The sequence below is a fragment of the Aurantiacibacter sp. MUD61 genome (assembly GCF_027912455.1).
GTDB lineage: Bacteria > Pseudomonadota > Alphaproteobacteria > Sphingomonadales > Sphingomonadaceae > Alteraurantiacibacter.
The window spans coordinates 629,998-652,541 of record NZ_CP115446.1; the positions used below are offsets into that span (position 1 = coordinate 629,998).

18 protein-coding genes and 1 tRNA gene are annotated in these 22,544 nt (G+C 61.9%); 7 read left to right on the plus strand and 12 right to left on the minus strand.

The annotated features are described in order from the left end of the window. Positions 1–4: 4 nt before the first annotated feature. Positions 5–598, minus strand: a complete 594-nt coding sequence (locus tag O2N64_RS02995) for an FMN-dependent NADH-azoreductase (protein ID WP_271078809.1) — start codon at positions 596–598, stop codon at positions 5–7. A gap of 83 nt (positions 599–681) precedes the next feature. Further along, positions 682–1,383: a pirin family protein gene (locus tag O2N64_RS03000; protein WP_271078810.1), complete on the minus strand. Its 702-nt coding sequence runs from the start codon at positions 1,381–1,383 to the stop codon at positions 682–684. 106 nt (positions 1,384–1,489) lie between these two features. Here O2N64_RS03000 and O2N64_RS03005 point away from each other — a divergent pair, with 106 nt between their 5' ends. Continuing rightward, positions 1,490–2,380, plus strand: a complete 891-nt coding sequence (locus O2N64_RS03005; RefSeq protein WP_271078811.1) for a LysR family transcriptional regulator — start codon at positions 1,490–1,492, stop codon at positions 2,378–2,380. A gap of 140 nt (positions 2,381–2,520) precedes the next feature. Here the strand turns inward: O2N64_RS03005 and O2N64_RS03010 are convergent. Beyond that, a tRNA-Leu gene (locus O2N64_RS03010) sits at positions 2,521–2,607 on the minus strand. A 114-nt stretch (positions 2,608–2,721) separates the two neighbouring features. After that, the gene (locus tag O2N64_RS03015; protein ID WP_271078812.1) at positions 2,722–3,564 is read right to left on the minus strand and encodes a zinc-ribbon domain-containing protein; all 843 of its coding nucleotides are present in this window, start codon (positions 3,562–3,564) and stop codon (positions 2,722–2,724) included. Positions 3,565–3,726: 162 nt separating this feature from the next. Between O2N64_RS03015 and ftsE the strand changes: the two genes are divergently transcribed. The 4 genes from ftsE to O2N64_RS03035 are packed head-to-tail and all read left to right on the plus strand — an operon-like array spanning position 3,727 to position 6,672. Beyond that, the gene (gene ftsE, locus O2N64_RS03020) at positions 3,727–4,464 is read left to right on the plus strand and encodes a cell division ATP-binding protein FtsE (RefSeq protein WP_271078813.1); all 738 of its coding nucleotides are present in this window, start codon (positions 3,727–3,729) and stop codon (positions 4,462–4,464) included. Beyond that, a complete protein-coding gene (locus O2N64_RS03025; protein WP_271078814.1) occupies positions 4,461–5,381 on the plus strand; it encodes a cell division protein FtsX in 921 nt (306 codons plus the stop codon). The genes ftsE and O2N64_RS03025 overlap by 4 nt, the downstream gene beginning before the upstream one ends. Positions 5,382–5,432: 51 nt before the next feature. Continuing rightward, the gene (locus O2N64_RS03030; protein WP_271078815.1) at positions 5,433–5,960 is read left to right on the plus strand and encodes a YdcF family protein; all 528 of its coding nucleotides are present in this window, start codon (positions 5,433–5,435) and stop codon (positions 5,958–5,960) included. 7 nt (positions 5,961–5,967) lie between these two features. Continuing rightward, the gene (locus O2N64_RS03035) at positions 5,968–6,672 is read left to right on the plus strand and encodes a lysophospholipid acyltransferase family protein (protein WP_271078816.1); all 705 of its coding nucleotides are present in this window, start codon (positions 5,968–5,970) and stop codon (positions 6,670–6,672) included. Here O2N64_RS03035 and O2N64_RS03040 read toward each other — a convergent pair. Next, positions 6,669–7,400 (minus strand): hypothetical protein, encoded by a 732-nt coding sequence (locus O2N64_RS03040; RefSeq protein WP_271078817.1) that lies wholly within the window; start codon positions 7,398–7,400, stop codon positions 6,669–6,671. The genes O2N64_RS03035 and O2N64_RS03040 overlap by 4 nt on opposite strands. Positions 7,401–7,489: 89 nt before the next feature. On the opposite strand from O2N64_RS03040, the gene putA reads away from it, so the two are divergent. Next, positions 7,490–10,597, plus strand: a complete 3,108-nt coding sequence (gene putA, locus O2N64_RS03045) for a bifunctional proline dehydrogenase/L-glutamate gamma-semialdehyde dehydrogenase PutA (protein WP_271078818.1) — start codon at positions 7,490–7,492, stop codon at positions 10,595–10,597. Here putA and O2N64_RS03050 read toward each other — a convergent pair whose 3' ends face one another. Then, positions 10,598–11,566 (minus strand): hypothetical protein, encoded by a 969-nt coding sequence (locus O2N64_RS03050; protein ID WP_271078819.1) that lies wholly within the window; start codon positions 11,564–11,566, stop codon positions 10,598–10,600. It abuts the gene before it with no gap. Between the two features lie 152 nt (positions 11,567–11,718). Here O2N64_RS03050 and dcd point away from each other — a divergent pair, with 152 nt between their 5' ends. After that, positions 11,719–12,273: a dCTP deaminase gene (gene dcd / locus O2N64_RS03055; protein ID WP_271078820.1), complete on the plus strand. Its 555-nt coding sequence runs from the start codon at positions 11,719–11,721 to the stop codon at positions 12,271–12,273. Between the two features lie 322 nt (positions 12,274–12,595). Here the strand turns inward: dcd and O2N64_RS03060 are convergent, their stop codons facing one another. From O2N64_RS03060 to rpoC, 6 genes are all read right to left on the minus strand, one after another. Continuing rightward, positions 12,596–14,740 carry a TonB-dependent receptor gene (locus O2N64_RS03060; protein WP_271078821.1) on the minus strand — a complete coding sequence of 715 codons (2,145 nt, stop codon included), beginning with the start codon at positions 14,738–14,740 and terminating at the stop codon, positions 12,596–12,598. A 130-nt stretch (positions 14,741–14,870) separates the two neighbouring features. After that, a complete protein-coding gene (gltX, locus tag O2N64_RS03065) occupies positions 14,871–16,202 on the minus strand; it encodes a glutamate--tRNA ligase (RefSeq protein WP_271078822.1) in 1,332 nt (443 codons plus the stop codon). A gap of 62 nt (positions 16,203–16,264) precedes the next feature. Further along, positions 16,265–16,708 carry a hypothetical protein gene (locus O2N64_RS03070; protein WP_271078823.1) on the minus strand — a complete coding sequence of 148 codons (444 nt, stop codon included), beginning with the start codon at positions 16,706–16,708 and terminating at the stop codon, positions 16,265–16,267. Positions 16,709–16,803: 95 nt separating this feature from the next. Then, a complete protein-coding gene (locus O2N64_RS03075) occupies positions 16,804–17,283 on the minus strand; it encodes a hypothetical protein (RefSeq protein WP_271078824.1) in 480 nt (159 codons plus the stop codon). A gap of 90 nt (positions 17,284–17,373) precedes the next feature. Beyond that, positions 17,374–18,078: a hypothetical protein gene (locus O2N64_RS03080; RefSeq protein ID WP_271078825.1), complete on the minus strand. Its 705-nt coding sequence runs from the start codon at positions 18,076–18,078 to the stop codon at positions 17,374–17,376. Positions 18,079–18,186: 108 nt separating this feature from the next. Beyond that, positions 18,187–22,527: a DNA-directed RNA polymerase subunit beta' gene (gene rpoC / locus O2N64_RS03085; protein WP_271078826.1), complete on the minus strand. Its 4,341-nt coding sequence runs from the start codon at positions 22,525–22,527 to the stop codon at positions 18,187–18,189. Between the last annotated feature and the right edge of the window lie 17 nt (positions 22,528–22,544).

A 22,544-nucleotide genomic window follows, 5' to 3' on the forward strand; every position in this document is an offset into this window, starting at 1 on the left:
AGTCTTAGGCGGCGAGCTTTTCCGCTTCGGCCTTGGCTTCTGCGATCTTCTCTTCGCCGCCTTCGCCCATGATGCCATCGGCAGCGACCATTTCGACGTCGCTGATGCCTAGGAAACCGAGAAAGAATTTGAGCCACGGGGTCATGTGATCGATGTCGCTACCGACCGGTGTTCCGCCCGAGGCAATCGCGACATAGGCTTTCTTGCCCGTCAGCTTGCCCTTCGGACCTTCGGGTGTGTATTCGAAAGTGGTGCCCGCGCGGGCGACAAGATCCGCCCAGGATTTGAGCGTTGCTGGCGCATTGAAATTGTAGATCGGCGAACCGATCACGATGATGTCGGCATTCTGCAATTCCTCGATCAGCGCGTCTGCAATCGCGGCCAGCTCGTGCTGTTCGGGCGTACGCTCGGCATAGGGTGACAGATTGGCGGCGAAGCGATCGGCATCGACATAGGGAATGTCGTTCTTCGACAGATCGCGCTCGGTCACGGTTACGTCGCCCTTGGCTTTCAGGCTTTCGACAACGCGGTTGCTGAGATCGCGGCTGACGGACTCGTCGCCGCGGATGCTGGCGGTGATGTGGAGAATATTGGTCATGGTCTGGCCTTTCGGAATTGGTTGTGAAGGGGTGGCCCCTTCCGCCTGAGGGGGAGGGAGGGGATTGCGGAAGGGGCCGGAGCTTATGCCGCGTCGACGAGGACGAGTTCGCTGTCCTCGAGCGCGGTGATGGTGACGCTTTCGCGCTGGGTGATCGCCACACCGTCGCGCGCCTTGGCCTCGACATCCTCGACCTTCACCTTGCCGGTGGCGGGGACGAGGTAGAGATGGCGCGAAGCATCGCGGGGCGTGTAGGTGACGCTTTCCCCCGCCTTCACCGTTGCGCCGAGAACGCGGGCATCGGTGCGGATCGGGAGGGCATCGTCGTCGTTCCCGATACCGCTGGCGAGCGGGACGAACTGGCCGGCGCGATCATCCTTGGGGAATTTGCGCGCGCCCCAGCTCGGCTCACCGCCGCGTTCGGACGGGATGATCCACAGCTGGAACAGAGTGCATTCCTCGTCATCCATGTTGAATTCGGAATGCTGCACGCCATTGCCTGCGCTCATCACCTGCACATCGCCCGCTTCGGTGCGACCTTCATTGCCCATGGAGTCGCGATGCGTGATCGCGCCTTTGCGGACATAGGTGATGATTTCCATGTCGCTGTGCGGATGGGTCGGGAAACCGCTTTTGGGAGCGATCGTATCATCGTTCCACACCCGCAGCGCGCCCCAGTTCACCCGCGAGGGATCGTGGTAACCCGCAAAGGAAAAGTGGTGGTTCGCTTGAAGCCAGCCGTGGTTGGCAGAGCCGAGGCTTTCAAAAGGACGCAGTTCGATCATTTCGATTCTCCTTGTTGGAGTGTCTTTCCATGACGCCGAGATAGGACTTGTCGGTCCACCTGATAACTGCGATAAAACGCAGCCAAATGTTCAGGAAATCCGAACAATGAAATTGGGTGAACCCACGCTGGACCAATTGCGCATCTTCCTCGCCGTTGAGGAGGAAGGCAGTTTCGGCGCGGCGGCGAAGCGCATGGGACGCGCTATTTCCGCCATCAGCTACGGGATCGCGCAAATGGAAGCGCAGCTGGGCGTGACGCTGTTCGAGCGGGAGGGATCGCGCCGCCCGGTGCTGACCGATGCCGGGCGCGGATTGTTGAGCGAAGCGCAGGCAATCACCGACCGCGCAGATGCCCTGCTCGCCAAGACGCGCAGCCTGCATGCCGGGCTGGAAAGCGATCTTGCGCTGGTAGTCGATGTCATGGTGCCCGGCGATGTGATCGCCCGTGTGCTGCGCGATTTCCGCGCCATGTTCCCCACCGTCGCATTGCGGTTGCAGATAGAGGGACTCGGCGCAGTGGCCGCTTGCCTGATTGACAAGGAATCGCAGCTTGCCATCGGCGGTCCGGTGATTGCCGATCATCCCGACTTCGAGCGGCAGGCGATCGGAACGGTCGATCTGGTGCCGGTTGCGGCGCCCGGCCATCCGCTCGACCGGCCCGATGTAAAATCCGGCCAAAGTCGCGAGCATCTGCAGCTCATCCTCACTGATCGCTCTCGCCTCACGCAGGGACGCGAATTCTCGGTGTTGAGCCCGCTCGCATGGCGGCTGGGCGATTTGAGCGCCAAGCACGCGCTGCTGAAGGAAGGGATCGGCTGGGGCAATATGCCGCGCCCGCTGGTTTCAGAAGATGTTGCGGCGGGCCGACTGGTCGTGCTCGACCTGCCCGAAAAGCCCGGCGCCAATTACACTTTCAGCGCGCTGTGGCGACGCGACGACAAGCCCGGCCCCGCGGCCAGCTGGATGATCGATGCATTTCGGGAGTCCCTCGCCTAGCAGCTTAAGAAGCATGCACGTCCGGAGGCAAAGCCTCCGCAAGCGCCACCGCGCGCCCGCAGCAGCCCTGCAGCGAAGCGGAACGAATAGCTGCGAGGATGCTCGCCCGGATGGGCGAGCGCAAAACAAAAGGGAAAAGATGGTGCGGTCGAGAAGACTCGAACTTCCACGGCCTTTCGGCCACAACGACCTCAACGTTGCGCGTCTACCAGTTCCGCCACGACCGCACATCAATGAAGGAAGGACCGCATGCCGGCCCGCCTTGGTAGGAGCGCGCCACTAGCAAAAGGGTTTCGGGCCTGCAAGCACTCTATTTGCCCCTCACGCAAGCGGGCACAGGCTTACTCGGGCTTCCACCCGATCTGGACGTTGCGCGCCGCGCGCGGAACGTCGGTCACCGCTTCGTTCACCACCACGGTTTCGCCCGGAGCAAGCGTGCGCTGCGGCGGTGCGACCACCCATTCATAGACCTTGCGATCACGCGAATCGCGCAGCACGATCAGGATCGAAGGAATATCGCGCGTGGTCGTGCCGATATTGGTGATGGTGCCGCTGGCGCCGAAATATTCGGTCCCATTGGGAAGCGTGCGCCGCTCCCACTGCTCGGGCGGGAAATCGAGCTGAAGATCGGCATCGGCTGCAGCAAAGGTCGGGCGGTCGACCGGAACCCAGTCGGGCAGGCCCCAGAAGGATACTGCGAAGATCGTTGCCGCGGCCAGCACGGCAAAGATGCCTGCGGCCCATGTCCACAGCTTCAGCGGATTGCGGCGCGGACGGAATGGCGGCTCATGATCGAAATGCGATGGCTCGTCTTCGCCGTAGAAATTCTCGACCGGAGGATCGGGCACTTCATCGGAAACCGGCGGCGATGGCGGAGAAGGTGGCGGCTCCGGCAACGGCGGATCTTCATCGAGGCCGGATGATGCCGGCTCTTCCATCCGCTCGTCACGTGCCGACTTTCGCTCCTGCGCGGGCGCGGGGGGAGGAGGCGGTGGAGGTGCTGGCTGTGGGGCTGGGGGCGGCGGCGCGGCAGCAGGCGCGGCCTCCTTCGGAACGTCGATAACCGGCCCGTCCTGAAACCAGCTGTGGCGGCATTTCGCGCAGCGCACAGTTCGCCCTTCAACGCCGATGGCTGTGTCGGGAACGACGTATTTCGTCGAACAGGCGGGGCATTGAATGATCATGGGCCGAGAAGATTCCTACGCCCGCTATGTCCAAGCAACAAGATTAACAGCGCCCACCAGTGCCCCGAATGCGCCCTTTTTCCACAAGGAGCAGCCTGAAATTCCGCATCCAGCGCCGCAAACGCCCTTTCCGTCCTTTGCGCAAAGCCTTAGCTAAGCCACATGAGTGCCTCCGACAGATCCATTGTCCAGTTTGCCAATGTTGGCTTGCGCTACGGCACCGATCGCGAAGTGCTGAGCGATATTTCCTTCACGCTCTATCCGGGCAGCTTCTATTTTCTCACCGGCGCCAGCGGCGCGGGTAAGACCAGCATGCTGAAGCTGCTGTACCTGGCCCAGCGCCCATCGCGCGGGATGATTTCGATGTTCGGCAGCGATGTCATCACTCTTCCCCGCGGCGATCTGCCCGATTTTCGGCGCCGGATCGGCGTGGTGTTTCAGGATTTCCGGCTCGTCCCTCACCTTTCCGCCTTCGACAACGTCGCCCTCCCGCTGCGGATCAGCGGCATGTCCGAAAGCCAGATCCAGAAGCCTGTCGCCGATATGCTCGAATGGGTGGGCCTGACGCACCGCATGGATGCACGGCCTGAAACGCTATCAGGCGGTGAGCAGCAGCGCGTCGCCATTGCGCGGGCCGTCATCGCCCGACCGGAAATTTTGGTGGCCGATGAGCCGACCGGCAACGTCGATCCGGAAATGGCGGTCAAATTGCTCCGCCTGTTCGAGGCGCTCAACCGGCTCGGCACGACCGTGGTCGTCGCAACGCACGATGTGCATCTGCTGCGCAAAGTGCCGGATTCGCTCATCATGCGGCTCGACAAGGGGCGTCTGTCCGACCCCACCGGCGCGCTACGCTATCCGCCCAAAAGAGAGTTTGGCAGAGAGGCTAGCAGCAAGTGAGCTCGCCCTCCCCTATTCGCCGCGGCGCACCGCGATTTGGCGATTCCGCGCGTATCCTGCAGCAGGCGCGGATTGCAGGCCCTATGCCATGGGTGATCGCGATCATGATCGCGCTGACGGTGATGGCGGCATCCGCCGGTCTCGCGCTGAAGAACGTTGCCGACAATGCGCGCGATGAGATCGCCGGCGGCATCACCGTGCAGATCGTGGAAGCCGCCCCGGCAGAACGCGATCGCCAGGCCGAGCGCACTGTCTCCTATTTCTCCAATCGCGATGATGTCGCCAGCGTGCGGCGTGTCCCCGATGATGAGCTTGAAGCGCTGCTCGAACCGTGGCTGGGCGAATTGGGTGACAGCGCGGAGGACGGCGTGCCGATACCCGCGCTGGTGGATGTGCGCCTCTCCGGCCCCGTTACTGCGGAGCGGCTGCGCGATATGCGGGGCGAATTGCTGGCGCAGGCGCCCGCAGCCCGCGTGGATGCGCAGGCGAGCTGGCTCGGCCCGGTGTTCGATGCCATTCGCTCGCTGCAAATCCTCGCCCTCGGCCTTGTCATCCTGCTCGCGATCACCAGCGCGGCCGCTGTCTGGCTGGCAGCCCGCAGCGCGCTGGGCACCAATCGCGACACGATCGAAGTGATCCATCACCTTGGCGGAACCGATGGCCAGATTGCCGCTATCTTCCAACGCTCCATCGCATGGGACGCAGCGATCGGCGGCGCGGCGGGGCTGTTGTTGGGTCTGGCGGCTGTATTCATCCTCGGCCAGCAATTCGCTGAGCTGGGATCGGGGCTTGTTGCCGGAGGGGGGCTTGGCCCCGTCGACTGGATCACTATAGGGGCGATACCCATAATAGGGATTATCCTTGCCGCCATTACAGCGCGGTTCACCGTGATCACAGCATTGAGGCGCATGTTGTGACGAAGCCAGTTCGCCAAGCCCAGGGAATGCCCAAGGAATGACAGTCCGGCCATGATCCGCCGCATCATCGCAATTCCGCTCATCATCTGGGCGCTGGGCTTCGTGCTGTTCGTCATCACTTTGCCGCAGCCCCTGCCGCTCGCGCAGAGCGATGCCGTCGTTGTGCCGACGGGCAGTGGCGGGCGCATCCAGCGCGGTCTCGAGATTTTGCAGCAGGGCGGCGCAGAGCAGATGCTGGTGACCGGCGTTGACGTTGCGGTGCAACCGGGTGAGTTCCAGGTGCAATACGATGTGCCGGACCGTCTGATGGCTTGCTGTGTCGAACTGGGCTTTTCCGCGCTCGACACCAGAGGCAATGCTGTCGAGACGGCGGAGTGGATGGAGCAGCAGGGCTATACATCCATGCGGCTCGTCACAGCTGACTGGCATATGCGCCGTGCGGCAGTGGAACTGGAAGCGCAGCTGCCCGACAATATTTCCGTCTCCCACGATGCCGTGCGATCGGAACCGAGCCTGTGGACGCTGTTCCTCGAATTTCACAAATTCATCGCCGCATGGCTGCTGATGGTGCTGGGATAATCCCGCGATGATCGTGCTGCGCAATCTCGCCTTCTATCTGGTCTTCTACCCCGGTTCGCTGCTGATATCGGCGGCAGCGGCAGCGGCGAGCTATATCCGCCCGCAATGGGTGCGGCCGCTGTGCGACATGTGGTCCGGCCTGCATCACTGGAGCTGCACGCGGCTGCTCGGCCTGACGATCCGCGAAACCGGATCGCGGCCCGAAGGCCCCGCGCTCTACGCCATCAAGCATGAGAGCTTTTATGAAGCGATTGCGATGGCGCATATGTTCGAGAATCCCGCTGGCGTCGCCAAGCAGGAGCTGTTCGACCTGCCCTTCTGGGGCCGCGCAGGGCTCGCCTATGGCCTCATCCCGGTCGCGCGGGAGCAGGGCGCGGTGGCGCTGCGGCAAATGCTGCGCGCAGGAAAGCAGGCGGTGGCGCAAGGTCGCCCGATCGTGATCTTTCCCGAAGGCACACGCGTGCCGCATGGCGAGCATCGCGAATTGCGCCCGGGCTTTGCTGGCCTCTACAAGCTCTTCAAACTGCCCGTTGTGCCTGTCGCTGTGAATAGCGGGCCGGTCTATCGGCATCTGCTGAAGCCCAAGGGCACGATTACCTGGCATTTTGGCGAGCCGATCGAACCGGGCCTCCCGCGCGATGAAGTCGAGCGCCGGGTGCATGAGGCGATCAACGCCCTGAACGCTCCCGCGCCGGACAAGGTGACGGACTAGCTTTCGATCAGCGCGATCATGTCCTTCGCCCAGCGCCGCGCATCCTCGCGCTCGCCAGTATCGGCGACAAATTCCTGCCCCCGCGCAACGCTCTGCAAGCGGCCATCGCCGAGCCAGCGGTCTTCACGCGCATGATAGGATAGGCCGGTTTCCTCCAGCCACGCCGGGATGCGCCAGACGCTCGGGTTCTCGCCTTCAACCGTCAATTGCAGCGCGTCGTCCGCAGGCGCGTCAGCGGACCCATGCCCGCAATAGATCGCATCGTTGCTCGCATGCATGCCCAGCGCATGCGGGTGATCCAGCGTAGCAAATTTCGACCTCTCAGCCTCGCTGCACTCCGCCAAATGGACGACACGCTCGACCTGAAGATAGCCGAAGATGCGGTGATGCGGCGCGCCGCCATCTTCACGAAACAGGCCGAAGAACAGGAACACATCCCCCTGCCCCACGCCGTGATTGGCGAGATGCGTTTGCGCCGCGCTGCACTGGCCGAGCAGTGCCTGCCCATCGTCCCAAAACATCGGATCATTGTGACAGCGATGGCGGCCTGACAGCTTGCCCCGGCTCGCGCGCCTGGCATGGCCGCCGAGTCCAAGATTGCCGTAAGTCGTGCGCGAAATGCCCATCGTGTCGGGGATCGGCAAGCTCAACGCGCGCCCTTTCACGATGGGTGACGGCCCGCCACCAGACGCGCTATCGAAGCCCTTGCGACTAAAGATAATTTTCATGGAACCACCCTTAACGAAGTGCGCGCGGCCTTGCACCTGTTCGACTTCGCTTGATTGCACCCGAAGCCCTATGCGATGGGGCGCAACGTATGACAATTGATCGACTCGCTCTCCGCCAAGCCTACCGCATGGAAGAGGAGGCCTGCATCGCCGAGCGGCTGGAACAGGCCGCCCCCGTGTCCGCCGTGCATGACGAAGCCAAGGCGCTCGCCACACAGCTGATCGAAGGCGCCCGTTCGCGCACGAGCAAAGGCATGGATGCCTTTATGGCGACCTACGGCCTCAACACCGATGAAGGCATCGCCCTGATGTGCCTGGCGGAAGCGCTGCTGCGCATTCCCGATCAGGAAACCGCCGATGCGCTGATCAAGGACAAGCTCGCCAATGTCGATTGGGCCGAGCATCTGGGCGAGAGCCGTTCGGTCTTCGTCAATGCGGCCACCTTCTCGCTGATGCTGACGGGCGAAGTCCTGCGCGGCAGCGACAAGCGTGAGACCGGCCTCGCCAATACGCTGCGCCGCACGACGGGGCGACTGGGCGAGCCGGTCATCCGGCAGGCAGTGCAGCAGGCGATGCGCATCCTTGGCGGCCAGTTCGTCTACGCCCGCACCATCGACGAGGCGATGAAACGCGCCGCGCCGGAGCGCAAGAAGCACCTGACGCACAGCTTCGACATGCTTGGAGAAGCGGCGATGACAATGGCTGATGCGGAGAAGTACCGCCAAGCCTATGCCCGCGCTATCCAGCGCCTTGCCAAGGAAGACGGCGGCGTTCACGGCGGCCCGGGCATTTCGGTGAAGCTGTCGGCGCTCTATCCCAAATACGACTTTCTCCACGCGGATGCCGCGCGCGAGCACATCGTGCCCGTGCTGCGCGATCTGGCGGAGCAGGCGCGTGAGGCGGATATCCATTTCACAGTCGATGCCGAGGAAGCCGAACGGCTGGAACTCAGCATGGATATTATCGAAGCGCTGGCGAAAGACGATACGCTCTTCACCAAGGCCGATGGCACGCAGTGGGACGGCTTCGGGCTTGCCATCCAGGGTTATCAAAAGCGCGGCGTGCCGCTGTGCCGATGGGCCGCGCGGCTGGCGCGCAAGCACGATCGCAAGTTCTTCGTCCGCCTGGTGAAAGGCGCCTATTGGGACGCCGAAATCAAGCTGAGCCAGGTGGGCGGGCATGAGGATTACCCGGTCTTCACCCGCAAGATCGCGACCGATGTATCCTATCTCGCCTGCGCCAAGGAATTGCTCGCGGCAGACGATGCGATCTACCCGGCCTTTGCGACGCACAACGCTTATACCGTCGGGGCGATCAAAGCCTTGGCTGGTAACACGCCCTTCGAGTTTCAGCGCCTGCACGGTATGGGCGAAGAGGTCTATGACACGCTCGCCAAGATCGAGCACAACGCACCCACCCGCGTGCGCATCTACGCTCCTGTCGGCGGGCATAAGGAGCTGCTCGCCTATCTCGTGCGCCGCCTGCTGGAAAACGGGGCCAACTCTTCCTTCGTCAATCGGATGGCCGATGCCGATGTTCCGATCGAGGAGATGACGGGCGATCCGGTGGCCGAGCTTGCGGACATGAACCCGCGGCGTAATCCGAGCATTCCGCTGCCTGCGCATATCTACCCCAACCGCCGAAATTCCATGGGCGTGGACCTTGCCGATCCGCTGGTGCTCGCGCCGCTGCGCGAAGAGCTGGACGAGTGGTCCCACGATGATCCACTCGCCCGCCCGACATTGCGCGCCCAGCGCGGCGGCGAGATGCATCCGGTCTGCTCGCCATTCTCCGGCAAGGAAGTGGGCGGATGGGTCTCCGCGACGGAAAAGGATATCGACCTTGCCATCGCCCGCGCCGTGGCGGCCCAGCCCACGTGGGATGCGCGCGGCGGTGAAGAACGCGCGCAGCTGCTCGTCAAGGCGTCAGACCTGCTCGAAGACAATATGGCGCGCCTGCTCGACCTATGTCAGCGCGAGGCCGGAAAATCGCTGCCCGACGCCGTGCTCGAAGTGCGCGAGGCTGTCGATTTCCTGCGCTATTATGCTTGCGAGGCGCGCATGCTGTTCGGCGCACCGCAGCCGCTGCCCGGGCCTACGGGCGAGACGAACCTCCTGCGCCTGCACGGCCGGGGCGTGTTCGCCTGCATCAGCCCGTGGAATTTCCCGCTCGCCATCTTCATGGGGCCGGCCGCAGCCGCGCTCGCCGCAGGCAATTGCGTTCTGGCCAAACCGGCAGAACAAACCCCGCTGATCGCCGCACTGGCGATCGATCTGTGCCACGAAGCGGGCATTCCCAAGGATGTGCTGCAATTCGTGCCCGGAGACGGCAAGGTGGGCGCAAAGCTGACGTCCGATGAACGCATTGCGGGCGTCGCCTTCACCGGCTCGACCGGTACGGCCCATGCCATCAATCGCAGCCTTGCCAAGCGCGATGGGCAGATCGGCACACTGATCGCGGAGACTGGCGGCCAGAACGCGATGATCGTCGATTCCTCCGCCCTGCCCGAGCAGGTGACGCGCGATGTAATTGCCAGCGCATTCCAGAGCGCGGGCCAGCGCTGCTCTGCGCTGCGCGTGCTGTATCTCCAGTCGGACATCGCCGATACGATGCTGGAAATGATCAAGGGCGCCTTCGATGCTCTGGTGGTGGGCGATCCTGAGGACCTCGCGACTGATGTCGGCCCGGTGATAGACCAGGAAGCCAAGGACAAGCTGGAGGCCCATGTCGCCGAAATGGCGGAGGAAGGCTTCCCGGTCACGCGCCTGCCGCTGCCCGATGCCTGCAAGAACGGCCATTTCGTCGCCCCGACGATAATCGAAATCGGCTCCATCCTCGATCTGGACGAAGAGCACTTTGGCCCGATCCTGCATGTGGTGCGCTACCCTGTTGGCAAGTTGCGTCAGGTGATCGACGATATCAATGCGACCGGATACGGCCTCACCATGGGCCTGCATAGCCGCATCGAGGAAACGCGCAAATTCGTGGAAGCCCATGCCAAGGTCGGCAATTTCTACGTCAACCGCAACCAGATCGGCGCCGTGGTCGGCAGCCAACCCTTCGGCGGCGAAGGTCTCTCCGGCACTGGCCCCAAGGCAGGCGGACCACACTACGTGACCCGCTTCGCCACCGAGCGTGTGACGACGATCGACACAACCGCGGCGGGCGGGAATGCGAGCTTGCTGGCAGGCGGCTGATCAGCGCGTTGCGTAACCGCTGATCAGGGCAAAGCGTTCATTGAAGCCGTCGAAATTCTGGTCTTGGTTGGCGTAGATCACGAAGCCCGCTTCACGCCCCTGCGGCCCGTAAAAGCCGCCTTTGATGAAATATTCGGGCGCGCCGCCGAAGTTGAGGATGCCCTCGAAGCCAGCACGGCCATCGCCGCTTAGGTCGATCGACGCTTCGCCTGTCAACGGGCCAATCGTTGTCCTTGCACCGCCACTCGCTTCGACAGTGAAGGTCAGGCTGATGCTGATAATGCCGGTTTCGGTATTGCCTTCAAAAGTACCCGAGGATTCCACAATCTGTGAAATGAATGACGAACCACCAGCCGGGTTTTCATCGAAAATCGCGCCGACAAATTCGACATCGTTATAGGTGACGGTCGTCGCGCTCGGTATGTCATCAGGATCGGTTGGTACGCCAAGTGTGCATATCGCCGTTTGCAGGCCGCCTCCCTCTAGAGCCAGGCGAAAAAATACATTGCGGCCATACTCGGCAAGGCCTCCGCTGACCGGCGGGGCGTTGACCACATAACGCGTCGGGATCGGCGCTTCCGTCCCCTCATATTCCAAGCGTTCCGGCGATTCGAGAACCAGCTCGCTCGGCCCTACTGACGCAGTGCTTCCGCCATTGATTTCCGAGATGGTCCATACGCCGGTATCAGCGTTCAAATCGATCACGCCGGGGCCTGAAAAAGGCACAAAGCCGTCCGCAAACGGCACACCATTTCCACGCACAGCATAGGTGAAGCAAGCTGTCCCGAAATCCTGCTGGCCGGTGAGGTTGGCAAATTCGGTGTAAGTGAAGGTCGGCGGGGGAGGAGGTGTCGGCGTGGGCGTACTGGTCGCCGTCGCTGTAGGGGTCGGGCTTGATCCACCGCCACCACATGACACAACCAAAACACCCGCCAGAACGGCAGAACTTACACGACCCAGATTTTTCACGCGACCTGTCCCTATTTACATGACCCCTGCAGCTATTCTTTACGCAGGTTTTTCTCTGTGTCTTGCATGAGAGCGACATTTTCCACTGCGCCGGCGGGGGATAAGATAGCCGCTCGCTTGCCAGCGCGCTCGCCTTAGGGAATCCCTCGTGCATGGCGATTCTTTCGGACAAGTGGATTCGGGAACAGGCGACCCAACACGGCATGATCGAGCCGTTCGTCGAGGCGCAGCGGCGCGGTGGGTGCATTTCCTATGGCGTCAGCTCCTTCGGCTATGACGCGCGGGTGGCGGACGAGTTCAAGATTTTCACCAATGTCGACAGCGCGGTGGTGGACCCGAAGAACTTCGACGGCAATTCGCTGGTCGACCGGCAGACCGACGTCTGCATCATTCCGCCCAACAGCTTTGCCCTCGCGCGCACGGTCGAATATTTCCGCATTCCGGACGATGTACTGGTGATCTGCCTTGGCAAGAGCACCTACGCGCGCTGCGGGATCATCGTGAATGTCACCCCGCTGGAGCCGGGCTGGGAAGGCCATGTGACGCTGGAATTTTCCAACACGACGCCACTTCCAGCGAAGATCTACGCCAATGAAGGCGCGTGCCAGTTCCTATTCTTGCAGGGCAATGAGCGGCCCGAAGTGACCTACGCCGATCGTGCAGGGAAATATATGGGGCAGCGCGGCGTTACGTTGCCGAGATTGTGATTTCGGGAAAATTTGTTTCATGAACCTACATCCGCAGGTTCGGCCTCGCTAGACGCGCTTCGCTCCGCTGCGCGCCCGCTGCGGGCGGGCGTTCGCCCTTGCCCTCGGCTTGTCGCCGAGCGTGCTCCGCAAAATTGATTGAATGTGGCACAAGTCTCGCTGGCCGCAGGCTAGCGACAGCGAGCGAATGCGAAGCCCGCAGGTGCCGCGCAGGCGGAACGCAGTCCCGCCGGAGCGAATAGCACCGAGGACGCGGCCACGGATGTGGCCGCTTGAGACAAGTAATCGCCGAGGACGAAGCCGCGGATGCGGCTTCGCAAAACTAGAAACTCGCCCGAGCCGTCACACGGAAATTGCGGCCCACCAGCGGCACGAAGTCCTTGGTGAAGCTCGCCGCGCGGCGGCCTTCGGTGTCGAAGATATTGTCCACCTGCGCGATCACCGTCAGATTGTCCCGGCCTTCGAACGGGTGCCACGCGAGCGAGGCATTAACGAAGGCGAAGCTGTCGGTCGGCGTTTCGAACGGCGCGAGGTTCGACTGGCTGTCATACCATTCCACTTCGCCGCGCAGATCGAAATGGTCCCAGCGGGCCTCCACCGCGCCATACAGGCTGAGCGGCGGGATGCGCGGGGCATTGGTATCGTCTTCCAGTTCGATGCGGGTGTAAGAACCGCGCACATCGCCGAGCAGCGAGAAGTCGCGCGCTTCGACGATGGGGAATGTCACCTGCGCTTCCGCGCCCCATTGGTCCGCATCCTGCTGCAGGTATTGGAAGACCGGCAGCTCGTCCTCTTCCTCACCCGTTGCAGCAAGGTAGATGAAGTCACCGAACCAGTTGCGGTAGACGCTGGCGTTGATCTTCACTTCACCCACTTCGCCGCGGAGATAGGCTTCCATGCCCCAGCTCGATTCTACATCCAGCGTGGGGTCGCCCACTTCGAATTGTTGCGTGGCGATATGCGGGCCTTCGGCGAACAATTCTGCCGCCGTCGGCGCGCGTTCGGTGTGCGAGGCGTTGAGGCCAACGCGGAAATCGTCGAACAGCATCGCACCGCCGCCGAGCGAGGCCGAGAAGGTATCGAAGCTGCGCTCGATCCCGAGCGTGCTCGCTTCGAGCTCGGCTTTCTCGTAACGCGCACCCGCTTCCAGTTCGAAACGGTCGAGGTCGATTTCCTGAAGGGTGAATACGGCCAGCGTCTCAACATTGTTGGGCGGGATATAGGCTTCTTCGCCCTCGGCCACGAAATCGATAGCGGAAACCTGCGCGCCGATGGAGCCCCCCCAGCCACCCTGGCGCGACTGGACGAGTTCTACCCGGCCTTCGACGCCGGTGATGTCGAACACGGTGCCGACTTCGTCACCTTCGAATTCGGTATGGGTGTAATCGGAATAGCCGATGCGCGAACGCACGCTGTCGAAGAAGCCGTCACCCAGATCGATCTCTGCGCGGAAATCTGCGCGGTACTGGCGCAGGCCGATGGAGACTAGCTCCTCGCCTTCCTCTTCACCCTCTTCCTCTTCGCCTTCTTCTTCGCCGTGGTGATGGCCGGCACCCGGGGCACCAGGCACGCCGTATGTCGTGTCATAGATGTCGAAGGATACGCCGAAATTGTTCTCGCCAAGGAAAAACGCAAGGCCGGTGCCTGCGGTCCATGTCTCGGTGTAGCTGTTGGGAACCGTATCTTGGATATTGGCTGCCTCGCGAAGCTCTTCGGCTTCCTCGAACTCGCCTTCCTCTTCTTCCTCGGCAGCGTCAGCGAGCAGGTCTGCGCGAAGCGTGTCGGACGCGGCGAAACCCGGAATGTCGAAATCGTCAGTGTTGCGGTAGGAGCCATCGACATGGAACACGATGTTCGGCGTAATCCGCACATCGAGCGATCCGCCGCCTTCAAGCAGGCCCGTCGCCGTATCCGCACCGGCGGCAATATCGAGATGGAAAGGCTCGTCCAGAGGAGCGGGCGGAATGCGATTGGTGATCACATTCACCGCGCCGCCAATCGCCTGGCTACCGTAGAGAAGGACGGCAGGACCGCGCAGCACTTCGATGCGATTGGTGATCAGGCCCTCGGTCGCCACCGCGTGGTCATCCGACGCGCCCGACGCATCGAGCGTGCCGATCCCATCATTGAGGATGCGCACACGGTCCCCGCCAAAGCCGCGCAGGATCGGGCGGGAGGAACCTTGCGTGAAGCTGCTGGCAGAAACGCCGGGCACATTGGCAAGAATATCGCCCAGCTGCGGCGAACTTTCGCGCTGCAACTGGATACCCGTGATGACCGACGTTCCGGCGATCACATCAAGCCGGTCGACCCCGGCGGCAGTCACATAGATATTGCCGTGAAAGTCATCGTCCGATGGCTCTGCGCGCTGCTCTGTTTCGGGCGCGGGTTCCGGTTGGACGTCCTGCGCGAGAACGGGAAATGGCAGGGCAGCAGAGGCAAGAAATAAAGCAGATTTACGAAGCATGGGGGGAATTGCTCTCAATTAAGGTAACGATGTATCATCGCGCGATCTAGCGATTGGCGCCTTACGGTCAAGTGAATTGGCCGCAAATTCGGCAAAAAGTGATGTGTGGCCGACGAATTGCTTCGGGACGTCAGCCCGCTGCGGCTTGCGCGAGCCTTTCACGCGCGCGCTTCTCTCCGATCAGCAGCAGCAATTCGCCCATATCCGGCCCGTGATCCATCCCTGTCAGCGCCTGGCGCAAGGGCAGGAACAGCGCCTTGCCCTTGCGGCCGGTGCTTTCCTTCAGCGCAGCAGTCAGATCCTGCCATGGCGTGCCAGACCAGCTGAGCGCCTCTGCCGCCTGCGCCAGATAGTCGCGCGTCTCGGCATCGAATTCGCGCTGCTCGATGGGGCCAGTAACCAGCCGCCACCATTCCCCGGCTTCCCTGACGGTCGAGAGGTTCGGGCGCACGGCGTGCCAGCCTGCCTCGTCCATGCCATCGGGCAGGCGTGGTGCGGCATCGGCAAACGGCATGGCGTGGACGATCGCGGTGTTCACCCGCTCCAGCTCTGCATCGTCGAATTTTGCGGGCGCGCGGCCGAAAGTCGAGAGATTGAAAGTGTCAAGCAGCACCTGCCGGTCGGCAATCGGCTCGACAGGCCGCGATGTACCCAGCCGCGCGAGCATGGCAATGAGCGCTTCGGGCTCGATTCCCTTCTCCCGCATGGCATCGCAACCGAGCGAGCCAAGCCGTTTCGACAATTTGCCTTCCTTGCCGACCAACAGCGCCTCATGCGCGAAACGCGGCGGGTGCGCGCCCAGCGCGGTGAACATCTGGATTTGCACGGCAGTGTTGGACACATGGTCCTCCCCCCGCAGCACGTCGGTTATACCCATGTCGATATCATCGACCGCGCTCGGGAGCATGTAGAGCCAGGAGCCGTCTGCACGCCGGATCACGGGATCGGAAAGCTGCGCCGGATCGAATTTCTGAGCGCCGCGCACGCCATCTTCCCAGGTAATGGCCTCATCATGATCGAGCTTGAAGCGCCAGTGCGGCGCAATGCCATCCGCCTCTTTCGCCGCACGGTCGGCATCGGTCAGCTTCAGTGCGCCCCGATCGTAAATCGGCGGTAGGCCCCGCCCCAGCTGGATCTTGCGCTTCAGCTCCAACTCCTGCTGCGTTTCATAGGCAGGATAGACGCGGCCACTCGCCTTCAGCTTCTCGAACGCGGCACCATACAGCGCGAGCCGCTCGGACTGGCGCTCTTCTGCATCGGGGGTCAGGCCCAGCCAATCGAGATCGGCGCGAATCGCGTCGACAAACCGCTCTTCGCTGCGCTCTGCGTCGGTGTCATCGATCCGCAGGACAAAGCGCCCACTCGCTTTGCGCGCCAGCATCCAATTGTGGAGCGCGGTGCGGATATTGCCGACATGAAGCCGGCCCGTTGGCGAGGGGGCGAAGCGGGTGATCGTGGTCATGCAGGCGCACTTAGCGCACGGTGTGGAGGAGCGCTACAGGCCTTGGCAGAAGCGATGACGGTCTAAAGCGTTTCCATGACCATCAGCGCTTCTGCAAATAGGCCCTCGCGCTGCGCGGGAGGCAGGAAACCGTCGAGCACAGCATCGAAAGCACGGTGATCGCCGTCGCTGGCGGCCTGCGCCATTCCGGCAATAATCGTCTCGTCCGGGCTGAGCTCTGCGCAGCATGGACGATGGACGTGCAGCGCATCGGGCCAGAGCGCTCCGCAGCGATCCAAGAGACCGAGCATGCTTTTCGCCGTGCGCACGTCATTCAAGCGGCGCGTCAGCTCCGCCATCGGATCGTGGCCGGACTTGCTGCACAGCGCCACCAGCCGCAGTGCCATCACCGTCTTTGCCGCATCGATCCCATAGTCGCCAATACGCGGCATGCGGGAAAGCGCCGACACGACGCGGGTGGCCGCTGCCTGCGCGGCGAAAGACTGCGATTTACGGCTGTAAGACATGCGCGGACCTCTTTTGCGATTGATTTGCAACTAATCTAGCAAGTGATGCCGCAATTACAATGCGAATGATTTGCAATAGCGATAAATAATGCGGCTTACTGTCGGTAGAGCGTCACACTGCGTCCGCCACCCGAGATACGCACGCCATTGCTGGGTGTGACTTCAATGCTTTCCGCTGCGTCGATAGCCTGCATGACTTCCGTCACACCCGGCGGCGGAGCGATTGTACAGACAACAGGCGTTGGCACCCCCTCAACCGCAGGCGGCGTGCGGGTGGGCGAGCCAAAAGTGATCGCATTGCCGACGATGACATATCCCCGAATGGCCCCGAAGCAGCGCGGCTCCCACCACAATTCCTCATCATCGGCAGTGAGGGCCAGTCCGTAATTCGTATCCAGCGCTTCGCCGTCGATCCCGGCAACGCGCCACTCGCCTGCCAGCGTGGCCGCCGCAGGTGCGGAAGGCGCGAGGGGCGGATTTTCGACACCGTTTGGAGCGGGTAGCGTTGTCAGCTGCTCATCGGAGGGTGCGGGCTCACACGCCGCGAGCAAAGAGGCGCAAAGGCCCATGATCAAAAGCTTGCAATGCATAATGTCGGAGAATTAGTCCCCGATCGCTGAACCTGCGCTTATGCATCAGGGCACGGGGGGCTCTTCGAATGACACCTAGTCCTTCGCAAAACCACATTCATCGGCGAGGTCGTAGTAATTCTGTCGATACTCCTCAGCCGGTTCGACTTCCCAACCTTCGATATTGCGCCGCAGGGAATCGATCGTCAGCTGGCGCGACCTGAGCGATCGCCTCAAATCGATAGCTGCCTGGCGCAGCTCCTCCTGCTCGCGCTCGCTTACCCCGCCGAATTCCTGCGCGAGCAATTCGTATTCCGCCCATGCTTGCGTAATTGCGGTATTTGCGTTCGTGATCGATTCCGCATTGCTGACGAGTATGGCGTGACGCCCCACGGTTGACCCCCCGAAATTATCGCGCACGGCACCAACCAGTCGATCAGACCATGGCGTGATCTGGACCGATGGCAGCAGCGGCGCTTCGAGCGCCTCGGGCGGGACCGTGCCACCGGACATCGCGATCCCCAAAAGCGCTTCGCTCCGCTCTCGCAGGCACGGCGCGGTTTCCTCACTGATTTCAGCCAGTGCCAGCAGCACCGATGCCTCACCCTTGGCCAGAGCAAGCGCGGCTCTCGCATCTTGCCGCTGCCGTGAGTCGACCACGGCCTCACTCAGCAATTGCGCGGTCAGCACGCCCAGCACAACGATCACGAATTCGAAGAGGAACAGCTTGGCGATACGGCGTTTGCGCCCCGGTGTCCGATCCCGCTTGCGGAAAAACCATTCGCGAATTGCCAAAAACATAGATGCGTCCCCTCACGCCAGAATGAGCGACAAAGGTTTCAAGAGCAAACAAAAAGCCCCGCCGGATCGCTCCGGCGGGGCCTTTGTAATTGCGAATGACGCTCGCGCTTATCCGGCGCTATCGTCCTTGGCTTCTTCCGTCAGGTAGTCGCCAGCATCGGCATCAGTGCCATGCGCTTCGCCTTCGGCCTTGCCGATCGGGTTGCCCATGGCAGCCAGCATCGCTTCTTCGCTGGTGGGTGCATCGGGTTCGACATCGTCGACATCCGCTGCGGCCTCTTCAGCTGCGAGAGCTTCCTGCTGCTTCTTGTACTGCGCACGGATCGCCGCGTCGCGCGACGAAGCCGTCACACGCATGCGGTTCATGCCGGCACCGGTACCCGCCGGGATGAGGCGGCCCACGATCACGTTCTCCTTGAGACCGACGAGCGTGTCCTTCTTGCCTTCCACGGCCGCCTGCGTGAGCACGCGGGTGGTTTCCTGGAACGATGCAGCCGAGATGAACGAGCGCGTCTGCAAGCTTGCCTTGGTGATCCCCAGGAGGATCGGCTTGCCTTCCGCCTTCTTCTTGCGCGGAGGCAGCTTCGAATTGACTTCGTTCATCTCTTCCAGATCGACCTGTTCGCCCGGCAACAGGGTGGTGTCGCCACCGAACGTGATTTCAACCTTCTGCAGCATCTGGCGAACGATCACCTCGATGTGCTTGTCGTTGATCTTCACGCCCTGCAGTCGGTAGACTTCCTGGATTTCCGTGCAGAGATATTCGGCCAGAGCCTCGATCCCCAGAACTTCCAGAATGTCATGCGGGTTCGGCGAGCCGGAGATGAGCGTGTCGCCCTTCTTGACGAAATCGCCTTCCTGCACGTCGATCACCTTGGTCTTGGGGACCAGGTATTCGACTGGTTCACCTTCCTCCGGAACGATCGCGATCTTGCGCTTCGCCTTGTAGTCGCGGATGAATTCCATCCGGCCACTGATCTTGGCGATCACCGCAGCATCCTTCGGAATGCGGGCTTCGAACAGCTCGGCAACACGCGGCAGACCACCGGTGATGTCGCGCGTCTTGGCGGCCTCACGCGAAGCACGCGCAAGAATGTCGCCTGCCTGCACTTCCTGGCCGTCTTCGACCGAAAGCGTGGTGCCCGGAGCCAGCATGTAACGCTGGGCTTCGGTTTCCTCGCCCTTCTTGGTCTTGCCCTTGCCCTTGATGTCATCTTCACCAAGGAAAGTCAGGCGCGGACGCAGGTCTTCCTTCTTGGATCGGCCGGCGGCGCGATATTCAGTGACCACGCGCTGGGCGATACCCGTCGCATCGTCGACACGCTCTTCCAGAGTCTTGCCTTCGACAAGATCCTGATAGCGAACGATACCGGCCTGTTCGGTGATAATCGGCAGGGTGAACGGATCCCACTCTGCCAGACGATCGCCTTCCTTCACCTTGCCGCCGTCCTCGAACATCAGGACAGTACCGTAAGGCACACGGTGGATCGCGCGCTCACGGCCCTCGGCATCGACAACGACCATTTCACCCGAGCGAGCCAGCGACAGGCGACGGCCCTTCTTGTCCTTGATGGTCGGCATGTCGCGATAAACGACCTTACCATCGGAGATCGATTCAAGGTGCGAGGTTTCGTTGATCTGCGCAGCACCACCGATGTGGAACGTACGCATGGTCAGCTGCGTGCCCGGCTCACCGATCGACTGAGCGGCGATAACGCCGACAGCTTCACCGATGTTGACCGGCGTACCGCGCGCAAGGTCACGGCCGTAGCAGGTCGCGCAAACGCCCTGTTCGGCTTCGCAAACCAGCGGCGAACGGATCTTGGCGACCTGTACTTCGGCCTCCTCGATATCCTTCATCAGCGCTTCGTCCACCATGGTGCCGGCCTTGACGATCACTTCGTCCGTTGCGGCATTCACGATGTCTTCGGCAACCGTGCGGCCCAGAATACGCTCACCCAGCGAGGCGATTACGCTGCCGCCCTGCACGATGGCGCGCATTTCCAGCGCATTGTTGGTCTTGCAGTTCTCTTCCACGATGACGCAGTCCTGCGACACGTCGACAAGGCGGCGAGTCAGGTAACCCGAGTTTGCCGTCTTGAGAGCGGTATCCGCGAGGCCCTTACGCGCGCCGTGGGTCGAGTTGAAGTATTCAAGAACGGTCAGACCTTCCTTGAAGTTCGAGATGATCGGCGTTTCGATGATCTCGCCCGACGGCTTGGCCATGAGGCCACGCATACCGGCAAGCTGCTTCATCTGCGCGGGGCTACCACGGGCACCGGAGTGGCTCATCATGTAGATCGAGTTGATCGGTGCCTGGCGACCATCGTCGTCCTTCGGCATCGCCTTGATCTCGTCCATCATGGCAGCAGCAACCTGGTCACCGCAACGCGACCACGCGTCGATCACCTTGTTGTACTTTTCCTGCTGGGTGATGAAACCGTCCTGATACTGCTGCTCGTAATCGGCAACCAGCGACTTGGTTTCCGCGATCATGCCGTCCTTGCTGTCCGGAATGATCATGTCATCCTTACCGAAGGAAATGCCGGCCTTGAACGCGTGGCGGAAGCCCAGCGCCATGATGGCGTCGGCAAACAGCACCGTGTCCTTCTGGCCAGTGTGACGATAGACCTGGTCGATCACGTCGCCGATTTCCTTCTTGGTGAGAAGGCGGTTCACAACGTCATAAGGTACGGTGTGCGACTTCGGCAGGCATTCGCCGATCAGCATGCGGCCCGGCGTCGTCTCCACGCGCTGCATGAAGGTCTTGCCCTTTTCGTCCGTCTGCGGGACGCGGGTGTGGATCTTCGAGTGCAACGTAACGGCACCGACGTGAAGCGCCTGGTGCACTTCGTCGATATCGGCCAGCACCTTGCCCTCGCCCGGCTCGCCTTCGCGGTCCATGGAGAGATAGTAGAGACCCAGCACCATGTCCTGCGAAGGAACGATGATCGGCTTGCCGTTGGCGGGCGAGAGGATGTTGTTGGTCGACATCATCAGAACGCGCGCTTCCAGCTGGGCTTCAAGGCTCAGCGGAACGTGGACAGCCATCTGGTCACCGTCGAAGTCGGCGTTGAAGGCCGAGCACACGAGCGGGTGTAGCTGGATGGCCTTGCCTTCGATCAGCACAGGCTCGAATGCCTGGATGCCGAGACGGTGAAGCGTCGGCGCGCGGTTCAGCAGAACCGGGTGCTCACGGATCACTTCGTCAAGGATGTCCCAGACTTCCTTGCGCTCTTTCTCGACCCACTTCTTCGCCTGCTTCAGGGTCATCGAAAGACCCTTCGCATCGAGGCGGGCATAGATGAACGGCTTGAACAGTTCGAGCGCCATCTTCTTCGGCAGGCCGCACTGGTGCAGCTTCAGTTCCGGACCGGTCACGATGACCGAACGGCCTGAATAGTCGACGCGCTTACCCAGAAGGTTCTGGCGGAAGCGGCCCTGCTTGCCCTTGAGCATGTCGCTGAGGGACTTCAGCGGGCGCTTGTTGGCGCCGGTGATCACACGGCCGCGGCGACCGTTGTCGAACAGCGCATCGACCGATTCCTGCAGCATGCGCTTTTCGTTGCGGACGATGATGTCCGGCGCGCGCAGCTCCATCAGGCGCTTGAGGCGGTTGTTACGGTTGATGACGCGGCGATAGAGATCGTTGAGATCGGACGTCGCGAAACGGCCACCATCCAGCGGCACCAGCGGGCGCAGCTCGGGCGGAATGACCGGCACGACTTCGAGGATCATCCATTCGGGACGGTTGCCCGATTCGATGAAGCTTTCGACGACCTTCAGGCGCTTGATGATCTTGGCGGGCTTCAGCTTGGACTTGGTGGTCTCCAGCTCTTCCAGCAGATCGGCCTTTTCCTGCTCCAGATCGAGATCCATGAGCATCAGCTTGACGGCTTCGGCACCGATACCGGCAGTGAAGGCGTCTTCGCCATATTCGTCCTGCGCATCCATCAGCTCGTCTTCGGTGAGCAGCTGGAACTTCTCGAGCGGAGTCAGGCCCGGCTCGGTGACGATGTAGCTTTCGAAATACAGCACGCGCTCGAGCTGCTTCAGCTGCATGTCGAGCAGCAGGCCGATGCGCGAGGGCAGCGACTTCAGGAACCAGATGTGCGCGACCGGAGCGGCGAGCTCGATGTGGCCCATGCGCTCACGACGCACCTTGGTAACGGTGACTTCGACGCCGCACTTTTCGCAGACGACGCCCTTGTACTTCATGCGCTTGTACTTGCCGCACAGGCATTCGTAATCCTTCACCGGACCGAAGATGCGCGCGCAGAACAGGCCGTCACGCTCGGGCTTGAACGTGCGGTAGTTGATCGTTTCCGGCTTCTTGATTTCGCCGAAAGACCAGCTGCGGATGCGCTCTGGCGAGGCAAGACCGATCTGGATCTGGTCGAACGTCTCCGGCTTGGAGAGCTGGTTGGTGAATTTTGTCAGTTCGTTCATGTCTTCACTTCCCTTGG